15 protein-coding genes are annotated in these 13,232 nt (G+C 74.3%); 8 read left to right on the top strand and 7 right to left on the bottom strand.

The window, feature by feature from the left end; all coding sequences use genetic code 11:
- Positions 1–80: 80 nt before the first annotated feature.
- Together ACRB68_RS37775 and ACRB68_RS37780 are read left to right on the top strand one after the other, a co-directional pair.
- Positions 81–875 (top strand): thioesterase family protein, encoded by a 795-nt coding sequence (locus ACRB68_RS37775; protein WP_153541372.1) that lies wholly within the window; start codon positions 81–83, stop codon positions 873–875.
- A 467-nt stretch (positions 876–1,342) separates the two neighbouring features.
- A complete protein-coding gene (locus ACRB68_RS37780) occupies positions 1,343–2,833 on the top strand; it encodes a DHA2 family efflux MFS transporter permease subunit (RefSeq protein ID WP_328595289.1) in 1,491 nt (496 codons plus the stop codon).
- 89 nt (positions 2,834–2,922) lie between these two features.
- Here the strand turns inward: ACRB68_RS37780 and ACRB68_RS37785 are convergent, their stop codons facing one another.
- A complete protein-coding gene (locus ACRB68_RS37785; RefSeq protein WP_153541374.1) occupies positions 2,923–3,168 on the bottom strand; it encodes a DUF397 domain-containing protein in 246 nt (81 codons plus the stop codon).
- Positions 3,169–3,350: 182 nt separating this feature from the next.
- On the opposite strand from ACRB68_RS37785, the gene ACRB68_RS37790 reads away from it, so the two are divergent.
- Positions 3,351–3,902, top strand: a complete 552-nt coding sequence (locus tag ACRB68_RS37790) for an ATP-binding protein (protein ID WP_153541376.1) — start codon at positions 3,351–3,353, stop codon at positions 3,900–3,902.
- A gap of 154 nt (positions 3,903–4,056) precedes the next feature.
- Here the strand turns inward: ACRB68_RS37790 and ACRB68_RS37795 are convergent, their stop codons facing one another.
- The 3 genes from ACRB68_RS37795 to ACRB68_RS37805 form a co-directional block, all read right to left on the bottom strand.
- Positions 4,057–5,475: an alpha,alpha-trehalose-phosphate synthase (UDP-forming) gene (locus ACRB68_RS37795; RefSeq protein WP_328595290.1), complete on the bottom strand. Its 1,419-nt coding sequence runs from the start codon at positions 5,473–5,475 to the stop codon at positions 4,057–4,059.
- A 175-nt stretch (positions 5,476–5,650) separates the two neighbouring features.
- Positions 5,651–6,391, bottom strand: coding sequence for a hypothetical protein (locus ACRB68_RS37800; protein WP_153541378.1), 741 nt, complete (start codon positions 6,389–6,391; stop codon positions 5,651–5,653).
- A 6-nt stretch (positions 6,392–6,397) separates the two neighbouring features.
- Positions 6,398–6,919 carry a YbaK/EbsC family protein gene (locus ACRB68_RS37805; RefSeq protein WP_153541380.1) on the bottom strand — a complete coding sequence of 174 codons (522 nt, stop codon included), beginning with the start codon at positions 6,917–6,919 and terminating at the stop codon, positions 6,398–6,400.
- Between the two features lie 115 nt (positions 6,920–7,034).
- On the opposite strand from ACRB68_RS37805, the gene ACRB68_RS37810 reads away from it, so the two are divergent.
- The 3 genes from ACRB68_RS37810 to ACRB68_RS37820 are packed head-to-tail and all read left to right on the top strand — an operon-like array spanning position 7,035 to position 10,776.
- A complete protein-coding gene (locus tag ACRB68_RS37810; RefSeq protein WP_153541382.1) occupies positions 7,035–7,727 on the top strand; it encodes a FadR/GntR family transcriptional regulator in 693 nt (230 codons plus the stop codon).
- On the top strand, positions 7,724–9,010 hold the full coding sequence (locus ACRB68_RS37815; RefSeq protein ID WP_207709977.1) for a hypothetical protein: 1,287 nt from the start codon (positions 7,724–7,726) through the stop codon (positions 9,008–9,010). Before ACRB68_RS37810 ends, ACRB68_RS37815 begins: the two co-directional genes overlap by 4 nt.
- A complete protein-coding gene (locus ACRB68_RS37820) occupies positions 9,007–10,776 on the top strand; it encodes a GMC family oxidoreductase (RefSeq protein ID WP_207709978.1) in 1,770 nt (589 codons plus the stop codon). The genes ACRB68_RS37815 and ACRB68_RS37820 overlap by 4 nt, the downstream gene beginning before the upstream one ends.
- A gap of 10 nt (positions 10,777–10,786) precedes the next feature.
- Here the strand turns inward: ACRB68_RS37820 and ACRB68_RS37825 are convergent, their stop codons facing one another.
- Positions 10,787–11,017, bottom strand: coding sequence for a hypothetical protein (locus tag ACRB68_RS37825; RefSeq protein WP_153541386.1), 231 nt, complete (start codon positions 11,015–11,017; stop codon positions 10,787–10,789).
- A gap of 75 nt (positions 11,018–11,092) precedes the next feature.
- Positions 11,093–11,662 carry a hypothetical protein gene (locus ACRB68_RS37830; protein ID WP_153541388.1) on the bottom strand — a complete coding sequence of 190 codons (570 nt, stop codon included), beginning with the start codon at positions 11,660–11,662 and terminating at the stop codon, positions 11,093–11,095.
- 220 nt (positions 11,663–11,882) lie between these two features.
- On the opposite strand from ACRB68_RS37830, the gene ACRB68_RS40410 reads away from it, so the two are divergent.
- Both ACRB68_RS40410 and ACRB68_RS37840 read left to right on the top strand, forming a co-directional pair.
- Positions 11,883–12,374 (top strand): hypothetical protein, encoded by a 492-nt coding sequence (locus tag ACRB68_RS40410; RefSeq protein WP_194293602.1) that lies wholly within the window; start codon positions 11,883–11,885, stop codon positions 12,372–12,374.
- 115 nt (positions 12,375–12,489) lie between these two features.
- Complete coding sequence (locus ACRB68_RS37840; RefSeq protein WP_328595291.1) at positions 12,490–12,708, top strand: DUF5999 family protein; 219 nt, start codon at positions 12,490–12,492, stop codon at positions 12,706–12,708.
- A 67-nt stretch (positions 12,709–12,775) separates the two neighbouring features.
- Here the strand turns inward: ACRB68_RS37840 and ACRB68_RS37845 are convergent, their stop codons facing one another.
- Positions 12,776–13,192, bottom strand: a complete 417-nt coding sequence (locus ACRB68_RS37845; protein WP_153541390.1) for a MarR family winged helix-turn-helix transcriptional regulator — start codon at positions 13,190–13,192, stop codon at positions 12,776–12,778.
- Between the last annotated feature and the right edge of the window lie 40 nt (positions 13,193–13,232).

Below are 13,232 nucleotides of genomic sequence, written 5' to 3' on the forward strand. Positions count from 1 at the left end.
CGGTTGCGTTTCGTCGTCACGGTCACTAGCGTGCCCGGCGTACGGGGAAACACTCCCGTGACGACGTGCGGGGAGCGCTCATGACGTACCGGTTCGACGCCGACACCAGGGTCGTTCCCGCGGCGGGGCCGCGCTGGTCGGCCGAGGTGGACCCGGGCTGGGCCACCATCGGCGGCGCCCCGAACGGCGGCTACCTGTTCGCGATCGCCCTCGCCGCGGCCGCCCAGGCCGCCCCCGCCCAGCGCCTGCTCTCGGCGACCGCGCACTTCCTGCGGCCCGGCGCCGCGGGCGCCGCCGAGATCGACGTCGAGCCCGTCAAGATCGGCCGTCTCACCAGCACCGTCGCCGCCGCCCTCCGCCAGGACGGCAAGGAGCGGGTGCGCGTGCTGGCCATGTACGGCGACGCGGCGGCCCTGGACGGCCCCGCCGAGCTCGCGATCGAGCCGCCCGCCATCCCCGGCCCGGACGAGTGCGCCGCCCCGTCCGCCGAGCTGGCCCTGGCGCTGGAGGCGCACATCGCGCTGCGCTACGACTACCGCGTCCCGGCCGTCTCCCGCTGGGTCGGCGGCGCCGGCCCGGGCACCGCGGCGCTGGACGGCTGGATCCGCTTCGCCGACGGCCGCGAGCCCGACCTGGCCGCGCTGCCCCTGCTCGTCGACGCGTTCCCGCCCGTCCTCGGCGAACTGGTCGGCCCGGTGCACGTCCCGACGATGGAACTGACCGTGCACCTGCGGCAGGAGCCCGCACCCGGCTGGATCCAGGCGCGCCTGGAAAGCCGCCAGCTCGCCGGCGGCCTGGTCGAGGAGGACGCCTACCTCTGGGACTCCAAGGGCCGCCTGGTCGCGATGTCCCGTCAGCTCGGCCTGCGCCGCTGACGCCTCCCCCGCCCCTGCGCGCGGGCGGGATCTCCTTCACCGGCGGCGCGAAGAGGGCGCCGTAGGTCCGCCGCGCCCGGAATCGTCGCCGCGTGGGCGATGAGTTCGCGGGGTGTGCGTGGTCTGCAGGGATGTCCGGCAGCGAAGGAGAGAGTTCGATGTCGGCTGCGTCACACCGGGTTGACCTCAAGCGGAGTCCAGGTCCGAGGCTGGAGAGCGCGGAGCTGCGACGTCCCGCCAAACTGTCGGACCCCGTTGGAATACTCGGTGATCTCGTACCGTTTAATTCGTTCGCAAAGTGTCAGTCACTGCAGTAATTTGCGTGGACACCCCGTGACCCATCCCTCCACCCCTGCCTGCGCGCGCCGCGGGCCGAACGATTGGAAGAGCAGTTGACCGCTCCCGCGTCACCGAAGACGGCCGGCGGGCCACCCGAGCCCCCGGCCGGCCAAGGTCTCGATCGCGGCGTGCTCGCGGTGGCCATGGTCGTCGTGCTCGGCGCGATCATGTCCATCCTGGACGTGACCGTCGTCAACGTCGCCCTCAAGCACCTGGCCCAGGACTTCGACGCCCCCCTGGCCACCATCCAGTGGGTGGCGACCGGCTACACCCTCGCCCTCGCCACGGTGATCCCGGTGACCGGCTGGGCCTCGTCCCGGTTCGGCACCAAGCGGCTGTACATGATCTCGATCGCGCTGTTCGTGGCGGGCTCGGCCCTGGCCGGCATGGCCTGGGACGACAAGTCGCTGATCGCCTTCCGGGTGCTGCAGGGCCTCGGCGGCGGCATGATCATGCCGGCCGGCATGACGATCCTGACCCAGGCCGCCGGCCCGCAGCGGGTCGGCCAGGTGATGAGCATCGTCGGCATCCCGATGCTGCTCGGCCCGATCCTCGGCCCGATCCTCGGCGGCTGGCTCGTCGACGACGTGTCCTGGCGCTGGATCTTCTACATCAACGTGCCGATCGGCGCCGTGGCGCTGGTCATGGCGGCCCGCATCCTGAAGAAGGACGCGCCGCGGAGCGGTGAGCGCCTGGACGTGCTCGGCCTGCTGTTCCTGTCGCCCGGCCTGGCCGCGCTGATCTACGGCCTGGCCACCGGCGCCGAGAAGCAGGACTTCTCCCGCCCCAACGTGCTCGTCGCCACCGTGGCGGGTGCCCTGCTGGTCATCGCGTTCGTCGTGCACGCGCTGCGCAAGGGCAACACCAGCCCGCTGATCGACCTGCGGCTGTTCCGCCGCCGCTCGGTCGCCGCCGCCTCCGGCACCATGGTGCTGTTCGCGTGCGCGTTCTTCGGCGCCATGCTGGTGCTGCCGCTGTACTACCAGTCGGTGCTCGGCAAGTCCGCGTTCGCCTCGGGCCTGCTGCTGGCCCCGCAGGGCCTCGGCGCGATGCTGACCATGCCGGTCGGCGGCAAGCTCACCGACCGGATCGGCGCGGGCAAGGTCGTCCTGGTCGGCCTCGCCGTCGTGGTGGCGGGCGTGGCGGGCTTCGCCGCGCAGATCGCCCCCGACCCCTCGTTCTGGGGTCTCGGCGCCGCCCTGTTCGTGATGGGCATGGGCATGGGCATGACCATGATGCCGACGATGTCGGCGGCCATGGCCACCCTGCAGCACGACGAGGTGCCCCGGGCCAGCACCGGCCTGAACATCATCCAGCAGGTCGCCGGCTCGGTCGGCACCGCGTTCATCGCGGTGCTGCTCGCCACCCAGCTGAAGGACCGCGGTCTCGGCTCGGGCGGCGGCATGAGCGAGGGCCCGCCCCCCGGCGCGCCGAAGCCGCCGCCGGAGGTCATGGCGGCGATCATGCAGAAGATGGCCGACGCCTTCCAGACGACCTACTGGTGGTCGCTGGTGCTGCTGGCGTTCGCGTTCCTGCCGGCGCTGATGCTGCCGCGCAAGAAGCAGGCGGCCGCGTCCTCGGACACGACCGCCGACGCGCCGCCGGTGATGATGCACTGACCGCGCAGCACCCCTCAGCCGAACGCCCCGGTCCGCACGGACCGGGGCGTTCGCCGTCTCAGGAGGGACGGGCCGCCGGGCGCCGGCGGTCAGGCGAGCATGTGATCGAAGTCACCGTCCTTGGCGCCGCCCACGAAGGCCTCCACCTCGGCGCGCGTGTAGACGAGGATGGGACCCTCCGGATAACGGGAGTTACGGACTGCTATCTCCCCGTTCGGCAGTTCGGCCATTTCGACGCAGTTGCCGTTCGGATTGCTCCGCCGGCTCTTCTGCCAGCGCAGATCCCGCGGTCCGACGTACGACGGCTCGACGGCTGAGAGCTGTTCGCCGACCATCCTTGCCCCCTTAGGCGTGTCCGCCCCCCTGGCGGGAGGCTGCGATCTCGCCCCACTCCACTCGCAATGGTACGAGATGCACGTGCATTTGTTCTTGCAGACGGTCTTGCATCTGCACGACTTGGGGAGCAAGATAGCGAACGCCCGCCCCCCGACCCACCCGCACGCCTTGGGGTTTGACAATGATCGTTGACCAGGTACACGCCGTCGCCGCCGACCGGGGGCGCCGGCACCGGCACCCCGCGTCCCCCGAACACCCCCACCGGCCCGCCGAACCGGCGCCCGCCGCGGGCCTGCGGGGCTTCTGGCCGACCCCGCACGAGGGCAGCCCGCGCACCGCGCGGCTGGTGCTGCGCGCCGACGCCGCCGCGCCGAAGGCCGCCCGCGACTTCACCCTCGCCACCCTCGCCGGGTGGGACCGCTCCGCCCTCGGCGATGACGTCGCCGTGGTCGTGTCCGAGCTGGTCACCAACGCCGTCCGGCACGGCCGGCGCGAACTGCCGGGCTCCTCGGGCGGGCCGGTCCAGCTCGTGCTGCTGGCCCACCCGCGCCGCCTGGTCGTGACCGTCACCGACCCCGGCCTGCGCACGCCCGAGCCGGCCGCCCCCGAGGCGCTCGACGACGGCGGCCGCGGCCTGCTGGTCGTCGGCGCCCTCGCCGACTCCTGGGGCTGGGCCCCGCTCGCCAGCAGCGGCAAGGCCGTCTGGGCCGCGTTCGACGTCGCCGGATCCTGAGGGCCCCGGCCCGGGGGGCGAGCGCTACAGCGCACAACGCGAACGCACAACGCGAACGCACAACGCGAACGCACAACGCGAACGCACAACGCGAACGCACAACGCGAAGCCGCCCCGGCCTTCCGGCCGGGGCGGCTTCGCGTTCGCTACGGGGTCAGGCCGTCAGGTCGACGGCCTGGTTGGTGGGGCGTTCCAGGGCCTCCAGGAAATCGCAGGCCCAGCGTTCCACGTCGTGCTCCAGGACGCGCTTGCGCATGGCGCGCAGCCGCCGGGCCTGGTCGGCCGGTTCGGCCCGGATCGCCGCCAGCATCGTCTCCTTGAGCCCGTCGATGTCGTAGGGGTTGACCAGGAACGCGCCGCGCCGCAGCTCGGGCGCGGCGCCGGCGAACTCGCTCAGCATCAGCGCGCCGTGCAGGTCCTCCCGGCAGGCCACGTACTCCTTGGCCACCAGGTTCATCCCGTCGCGCAGCGGCGTCACCACCATGACGTCGGCGGCGAGGTACAGCGCGGCCAGCTCCTCGCGGTCGTAGGAGGTGTGCAGGTAGTGGATCACCGGGGAGCCGAGCTCGGCGTACTCGCCGTTGATCCGGCCGACCTGCTGCTCGATCTGGTCGCGCAGCAGCTGGTACTGCTCGACCCGCTCCCGGCTCGGCGTCGCGATCTGCGCGAACACCGCCTCGCCGGGCTTCAGGCTGCCGTCGCTGAACAGCTCGCCGAACGCCTGCAGCCGCTGGGTGATGCCCTTGGTGTAGTCGAGCCGGTCCACGCCGAGCAGCACGGTGCCGCCGCCGAGGTCGTCGCGGATCTCCTGGGCGCGGCGGCGCACGTCGGGCCGGGCGACCAGGTCGCTCAGCTCGCCGACGTCCACCGAGATCGGGAACGCGCGGGCGCGCACGGTGCGGTCGTCCAGCACGATGTCCTGCTTGACGGTCCTGGCGTCCAGCAGCTGGCGGCACAGGCGGACGAAGTTGGCCGCCGCGCCGGGCAGCTGGAAGCCGACCAGGTCGGCGCCGAGCAGCCCTTCCAGGATGCGGCGCCGCCACGGCAGCTGCATGAACAGCTCGGTGGGCGGGAACGGGATGTGCAGGAAGAAGCCGATGCGCAGGTCCGGGCGCAGCCGGCGCAGCATCGCCGGGACGAGCTGGAGCTGGTAGTCCTGCACCCACACGATCGCGCCCTCGGCGGCGACCTCGGCGGCCGCGTCGGCGAACCGCTGGTTGACGCGCACGTAGGCGTCCCACATGGCGCGGTCGTAGACCGGCGGCGCGATGACGTCGTGGTAGAGCGGCCACAGGGTGGCGTTGGAGAACCCCTCGTAGTACAGCTCCAGCTCCTCGGCGGACTGGCGCACCGGGTGCAGCCGCATGCCGTCCTCTTCGAAGGGCTCCAGCTCCTCGTCGGGTGCGCCCGACCAGCCGATCCAGGTGCCTTGACGCTGCCGCATGACCGGCGCGATCGCGCTCACCAGCCCGCCCGGGCTGCGCCGCCACGACCGTACGCCGTCCCCGCCGGTGACCCGGTCCACCGGAAGCCGGTTGGCCACCACCACGAACTCACTACCGCGCGACTTCACTCGTCCGCCCTTTCAGCAACACTCGGTGACCGGCGCACCCGGAGACCGTCGCCCGGGCCGCCCGGTCAGTCCTCCCGTGACCGCACGGCGGGCGAGGTCAGGCCGCCGGCGCGCCGCGATCACGTGATTGCTCCTACCCTCCCACGCCGACTCCACGCCGTGATCTTCACCTCGATCACAAACCCGGCCGAAACGTACATTCCGCACTATCCGAAAATTCGCCCCGGCCGGCCAGCTCCGCCATGACGAGCCGCACCGCGGCGAGCTTGACGGCGCGCGGGTCGGGCCCCGACGCCCACGCCGACACGCCCGTCGGCAGATGCGTGATCCGCAGGACGGTCGGCGCGTTCGGCACCCGCCGGCAGAAGGTGCCGATCAGCCAGTCCTGCGGCCCGCCGGGCAGCGTCGCCCCGGCGCCGGCATCGGGCAGGACGGTGACGCCGTTTCGGACGTCCCTATCCCGTTTCAGGACCGCCCAGCTGCCCGGTCCGTCCTCCCCCGCCGTGAAGGCCATGATCCGGCGGCCCGGCGCCCCCGGGAGCCCCGCCTCCAGGTCCTGCGTCCGCCACCCACGGCGCCGGGCGTCCGCGGCGTACTCCCGCGCCAGCCGTCCGACGTCCGCCGGATCCCCGTCGAGCCGCACGATGGCGTCGTAGCAGTCGCGGGGGTCCCATTCGGCCACGGCCCGTTCCAGCGCGGCGACCTCGGCGGTCAGCCGCGCGATCTCGGCGTCCCAGCCGAGCTCGCGCGCCGCGCCCAGATCCTCGCGCAGCGCCCCCAGCCGTACGAGCGGCTCCAGGATCCACCGCGCCCGCCGCAGCCGCCGGACGCGCGCGTAGTCACCGAACACGCCCGGTTCGGCGAGCGCCGCCTCGACGGCGGCGTGCTCGGCCAGGACCTCCTCGTACCGGCCCATCGGCCTTCAGGTCTGGGCGAGGGCGAGGACCTCCGCGCCCGGCAGGGCGGCGAGCGCCTTGCCGGGGACCAGCAGCTTCGACCGGCGCAGCCCGCTGCCGATGACGACCTCGGGCGCGGCGGCGACGGCCTCGTCCACCAGGATCGGCCAGCCGGCGGGCAGGCCGACCGGGGTGATGCCGCCGTACTCCATGCCGGTGAGGGAGATCGCCTCGGCCATCGGCGCGAAGGAGGCCTTGCGGGCGCCCAGGTGCTTGCGCACGACGCCGTTCACGTCGACGCGGTCGGTCGCCAGGATCATGCAGGCCAGGTAGGAGACCTCGCCGCCGCGCTTGGCCGCGACGACGACGCAGTTGGCACTGGCCTCGAGGGGCACCTCGTAGCGCTCGCAGAACGCCGCGGTGTCGGCGAGTTCCGGATCGATCTCGGCGGCCCGCGCGTCCGGGACGCCGGCGATCGCGTCCGCCACCGGGGCGGCGAGCAGGTCCGCCCGCTCCACCGCCGCCGTCCAATCCAGGCTGCCGGTCATCGGCCCTCCTCCTCGTTCGCGGGAGTACCACGATGCCATGTCTTGACGGCCCGCGAGGCACCTGGCACCGTACTGGCTCAGTGGCTCATCCACTGGACCTCTGGAGGCCGATTCCATGACCGCCCCGATCCCCCGCGACACCGTCGTCGACGCCCTGGTCGACCGGCTCCGCGACGACGTGCTGAGCGGCCGCTACCCGCCCGGCTCCTACCTGCCGCCCGAGCGCGAGCTGGCGGGCGGCTACGGGGTCACGCGCACCTCGCTCAAGCACGCGATCGTGCGGCTGACGCAGGCCGGGCTGGTGGAGACCCGGCACGGCGTCGGCACCCGGGTGCGCGACTACGAGCGGCTCGGCGGCCCCGAGCTGCTGCCGATGCTGGCGCGCACGGTCGGCCCGGCCTGGATGGGCGAGATCTTCCAGGTGCGGCGGGAGGTCGGCGCGCTGGTCGCGGCCAAGGCCGCCGCGCACGCCGCGCCGCCGCACCGCGACCGGCTCCGCGCGCTGGTCGCCGGGCTGGGGGACGCGCCGGACGCCGGGGCCGCGCAGCTGGCCGAGTGCGAGCTCCACCGCGTCATCGCCGCCGCGACCGGCAACCGCGTGTACGGGTTCCTGGTCAACTCGCTGCTGAACGCCTATCTGGCCGTCCGGGACGGCTTCACGCACGCCTTCGCCGATCCCGGCGCCGCCGCCGACCGCGTCCGGCCGCTGGTCGAGGCGATCTGCGCCGGGGACGCGGCGGCGGCCCGTGCCGCCGCCGACGCCTACTTCGCCGAGACCGAGGCGCTGATGCTGGCGGGGCCCGCATGAGGCGCACCACCTTCGCCGAGGTCATGGAGGGCACCGTCCGGCTGGACGGCGCGGACCGGCCGATGCGCCTGGAGCTGTCCGCCGACCTGCCCGGGGTGCTGCGGCCCTGGGGCGACATCGAGGGCGCGCTGTCCGGCCGCGTGGTCGTCCCCGGCTGGGCCGACGGTCCGGCGAGCGGGCGGCTGCGGGTCGCGCCGGTCGCCGCCCGCCGCATCCGCTACACCCTGGAGTTCACCGCCCTGGACGGGCGTCGGCTGCGGCTGGACGGCTGGAAGTCCGCGACCCCGCGCCACCCGGTCCGTTCGATGACCTTCCTGCCCGCCACCGTCACCGACGCGGACGGCGCCGTAGTCGGCGAGGCCCGCCTGCGCTTTCGGCTGCGCCGCGACCTCGCCCGTTTCCTCAGCGGCTTCCGCTTCCCAGCCGACCCGGCCCGCGACCCGATGCGGCCCCGCTGGCGCGGACAGCCGGGGCGGCTGGAGGTCTGGTACACCACGCTCTCCGATCCGGCCACCGGGACGGGCGTGTGGCTGCACCACGAGCTCGTCGCGCCGCCGGACGACGGCCCGGCCCGCGAGCACGGCTGGGCGGCGGTCTTCCCGCCCGGCGAGCGGCCGGTCTTCGGCCGCTACGAAGGGCCGCTCGCCCGGCTGCAGGGTGCGGCGGGCGAGATCGCCTGGGATCTGCGCGAGTCCGGCGGCGGCGATCCCCTGTACACGTTCCCGCGCTGGGCGTGGGAGCGGGAGCTGCTGCCCGCCGCGCAGATCGTCCCGAAACCGACCGCTTCCTATGACGGCACCGTCCGTTTCGGCGACCGCGTGCTGAACCTGGAGGCCGCCCCCGGCGGCACCGCCCGCATCTACGGGCACGGCAACGCGCGGCGCTGGGCCTGGCTGCACGCCGACCTCGGCGACGGCGACGTCTGCGAGATCGTCACGGCCGTGTCCACCCGTCCCGGCCTGCGGCATCTGCCACCGCTGACGTTCCTGCGCCTCCGGACCGGCGGCCGGGAGATCGCCGCCACGCTGGGCCTGCGCGCCACCATCGGCCTGCCGTCCTGGACGGTCCGCGGCCGCGTCGGCGGCGGCCGCCGCATCCACGTGGAGGTCACCCAGCGCCGCGCCGAGACCGTCTCGGTCGACTACGCCGACCCGGGCGGCGCTCCGGCGGTCTGTCACAACTCCGAGCGCGCCGACGTGCGGATCGTCCTCACCCGGGGCGGGCGCGTCGAACGGCACTGGCGGCTGGAGGGCACCGCGCACGCCGAGGTGGGCGTCCGGTGAGCGCCCTCACCGGCGCCGCCGCCGCGCTGCTCGGCGTCGAGGACGAGGCCCGCCTCGCGCGCATCGCCGGCCGCGCCGGGACGCTCCCGCCACCCGCCCGGCTCGGGCTGCGCGCGGGCGCCGGGGCGCTGGAGGCGGTGTCCCGGCTGACCACCGGCCGTTCCCTGGACACCCTGGACGCCGGCCGCCGCGACGCGCTGTGCACCCTGATGCCCGGCCGGTTCACCGAGGCGATGAAGATCCCGCTGCTCCTGGCCGCCGGTCCCGAGCTGCTGCCGGCCTCCCCGCCCGCCGCCGGGCAGGCCCGTCCCGACGCCGAGCTGGACTGCACGCCCGCCGCCGAATGGCCCGCCTGCACCACCGCCGACGCCGTCGTGATCGGTTCGGGAGCGGGCGGCGCGATGGCCGCGCGCACCCTGGCCCGTCAGGGCATGAGGGTCGTGATCGTCGAGGAGGGGCGGCGCTTCACCGCCGCCGAGTTCCGCGCGCGCCCGCCGCTGGACCGCTTCCTGGATCTGTACCGCGGTGGCGGAGCGACGGTCGCGCTCGGCCGCCCGCCGGTGCTGCTCCCCGAAGGCCGCGCGGTCGGCGGCACGACCGTCGTCAACAGCGGCACCTGCTACCGGACGCCGGAGCGGGTGCTGCGCCGCTGGGACGTCCCCGCCGACGAGTTCGGCGCCCACCTCGACGAGGTCGAGCGCACCCTGCGGGTCGCCCCGCAGCCTCTCGGCCCGCTCGGCCGCAACGGCCTGCTCGCCCTCGCGGGCGCCGAACGGCTCGGCTGGCAGGCCGCGCCGCTGCGCCGCAACGCCCCAGGCTGCGCGGGCAGTTCGCAGTGCGCCGCCGGATGTCCGCGCAACGCCAAGTACGGCGTGCACCTGAACGCGCTGCCGCAGGCGTGTGCGGCGGGGGCGCGCATCGTCACCCATGCGAAAGCGGAGAACATCCTCGTTGAGCGCGGTCGCGCGACCGGCGTGCGCGCGCGCCGTCCGGACGGCTCGTTCCTGGAAATCCTCGCCCCGCGCGTGATCGTCGCCGCCGGCGCCACCCAGACGCCGCTGCTGCTGCGCCGCTCGGGCCTCGGCGGACATCCCGAGCTCGGCCGGAACATGGCCGTGCACCCCGCGACCACCCTCGCGGGCCGGTTCGCCGAGCCGGTCGTGGCGTGGTCGGGGGTGATGCAGAGCGTCGGCATCGAGGAGCTGCACGACGACGGCATCCTCATCGAGGCGACCGCGGGCCCGCCCGGCATGACCTCGTTCGTGCCGCCCGGCGCCGGCCGCGCGCTGCGCCGCGAGCTCGCGGGCGCGGACCGGCTGGCGGTGCTCGGCGCGATGATCGCCGACGCGCCGTCCGGCCGGGTGCACGGGCGCCGCCGCGCCGTGGTCCGCTACGACCTGGCCCGCCAGGACGCCGCCCGGCTGCGCCGGGCGCTGCTCGCGATGGGCCGGGTGCTGTTCGCCGCCGGGGCCGAGGAGGTGCTGACGGGCCTGCACCACCGCCCGGTCGCCCGCACCCTGGACGAGCTCAGCGCGGCGATCACCCTCGCGCCGGCCGCCGGCCTGCATCTGGCGGGCTTCCACCTGTCCGGCACCGCCCGGCTCGGCGCCGACCCCGAACGCGCCCCCGTCGACACCGCCGGGCGGCTCCGCGGCGTCGCGGGCGTGCACGTCGCCGACGCCTCGGTGCTGCCGGGCTGCCCCGAGGTCAACCCGCAGCTCACCGTCATGGCGATGGCGCTGCACGTCGCGGCCGGGATCGCCTGACCGGCCGGCCCTACGGCGCGGGGGCGCGGGCGGCGTCGCCGGCGAGGCGGGCGGCGCGCTCGCGCTCGTCGGCGAAGACCGTCAGCGTCATGAACCCGTCGCCCGTCCCGACCGCCAGGCACGGGTGGCCGCCCTCCTCGGCGAGGTAGACCACGCGCCGCTCGCCCAGCTCGAACAGCCGCGCCCCGCGACAGCGGGCGACGAACTCGTCGTAGGGAAGGACCTCTTCGCGCACTGGCATGAGGCCATTGCGCCACCCGGATGTGGCGGGGCCGTTTCGGCCGTGTGAAGGCCCGCCCAACTGCGGTGGGCGCGGTCAGTCGCCCTGCTGCCGCAGCGCGGCGCGGGGCGGGCGGCGGCCCTGCGGCAGCCGGTCCACGAACCGGCCGAGCCGCTCGGCGGTGCCCTGCAGCGGGCTGACGGTCGCGTTCAGCGTCTCGATGGCGCCCTGCATCCGCACCACGCTGTCGGCGAGCGGGCTGAGGCCGTCCACGGTCTCCTTCAGCGGCCCGACCGTCGCGCCGAGCTCCTCCAGCGCCGGCACGACCCGGCCGAGCCCGCGCAGGTCCTCGATGGCCTCGGCCAGGTCCTCCAGCACGTGCGCGACCGCGCCGAGGCGCTCCAGGTCGGCCGCGACGCGCGGCAGCGGCTCGGCGGCGTCGGCGAGCCGGCCGAGCTCGCGCGCGGCCTCGCCGATGCGGTCCAGCGCGGGCGCCGCGTCCGCCAGCGACTCCAGGCTGGTCACGGCCTCGGCGAGCTGCTCCAGCGACCGGGCGAGCCGGGGGATCGCCGCGATCGCGTCCGCCAGCGCGACGGCGGCGCCCCGCGCCACCCGCACTCCCTGCCCCAGCAGCCCCAGCGGCCAGGGCGGCCCCGCACCGGCCATGACACCTCCAGCGACGATCGATGCTCCCGATTGTGCCGTCAGGGCATGATCCGGACCAGGGCGGGTCGGGTTTCGGACAGCGGGCACCGCCCGATACGGACGTAGATTCTTTTCTGATCGACTTTTCCGTTAACAGCCTTTCTTGTAGCCTTCGCAACGCTTTGTGAAGCGAATTCATGATCCAACGAACCCCGCCTCCAGATCATGAAAGGAAACCGCGATGCCCACGGCGACAGTCCTGGCCGCGGTCGTGCTGCTCGGCCTGCTGACCCTGCTGGCCGCGCGGCGCCGGCCGAGAACCGGCGCCGTGCCGGGTCCGGCCGCGGCGACCCCGCACCCCGAGTCCCTCACGGCCGTCCTCGCCGCCGGCGAGGAGGAGTACCTCGCCTGCCTGGCCGACGAGCTCTGGCCCGCCGACGAGTACCTCGACCTGGAACAGCAGTGGCTGTACGAGGACGACCTGCCCGATCCGCACACCCTCCCGGCCTGCCCGCAGTGCCTGCTGCGGCGCGAGGACGTGTGGCCCTGCCCGCGGTGCGGGCGGCTGCTGCACTCCTCCTGCGGGCACGGGATGCACCGCCGCAGCGTCGACCGGCCCTACCGCGCCGCGGGCATGGGCCCCGAGGACGTCACGGCCGAGTGGCGCTGCACCGGCTGCACCGAGCTGGTCGGGCTGGACGTGGAACAGGGCGACGACGACCTGCTCCACTGAGCGTTCACACCTCCGCGAGGGTAAAGAATTCCCCAGTTCCTTGCCTATTTCGGTCATGAGGCGGCATGCTCGGACATGTCCTAAATCACAGGGACAACCCCCTGGAGGGAAGCCCGTGAACGTCGACACCTGCCCGCACACCCCGCGCTGCCCGGCGGCGCACGATCCCGACCACGACGCGGCCCGCACCGTGGCCGTCCACCCCGAACAGGGGTGGAGCCTGCTCTGCAACGGCGTGGTGCTGTTCGAGGACACCGGCGAACTGCTGCCGGACGGCAAGGCCGTCCCGCCGCACCGCCCCGCCGTCCCCCCGCGCAGCCCCCTCGCCGCCTGAGCCGGCGCTTCGGACCGGCCCGGCGCCCTCGATCCGCGCCCGCTGAACGGTCGCCGCGTCACGCCTTTCAATCGGCGGCGTTGTAGCGCTCCAGATAACGGGCGAAGGCGGCCAGGTCGGCGTCGGACCAGCTATCCAGCCGGCTCCGGAAGGCCGTCCGCTGCCGCTCCCCCACCTCCGCCAGCTTCCGCAGCCCCGCCTCGGTCGGCCGCAGCACCTTCACGCGCTGGTTGGCGGGGTCCACCTGGCGCTCCACCAGCCCGAGCCGCTCCAGGTCGCCGATCTGACGGCTGATGGTGGACTTGTCGAGCAGGAAGTAGGCCGCCAGGTCGGTGGCGCGGCATCCGCCGGTCTCGGCCAGGTGCGCCAGCAGGCTGTAGGAGGCGAGCGGCAGCTCGGGGTGGAGCCGCTCGGCGAGGGCGCGGGCCCGGCGCGCGAACGCGGTGAGCTGCCACCCGATCGTCTCGACGTCGTCGTCACGCATTGTGATCTCCCCCCAAAGGTTGTATAGTACAACTTATTCG

Origin of the sequence: Actinomadura macrotermitis (assembly GCF_009604375.1) — a bacterium.
Taxonomy (GTDB): Bacteria; Actinomycetota; Actinomycetes; order Streptosporangiales; family Streptosporangiaceae; genus Spirillospora; species Spirillospora macrotermitis.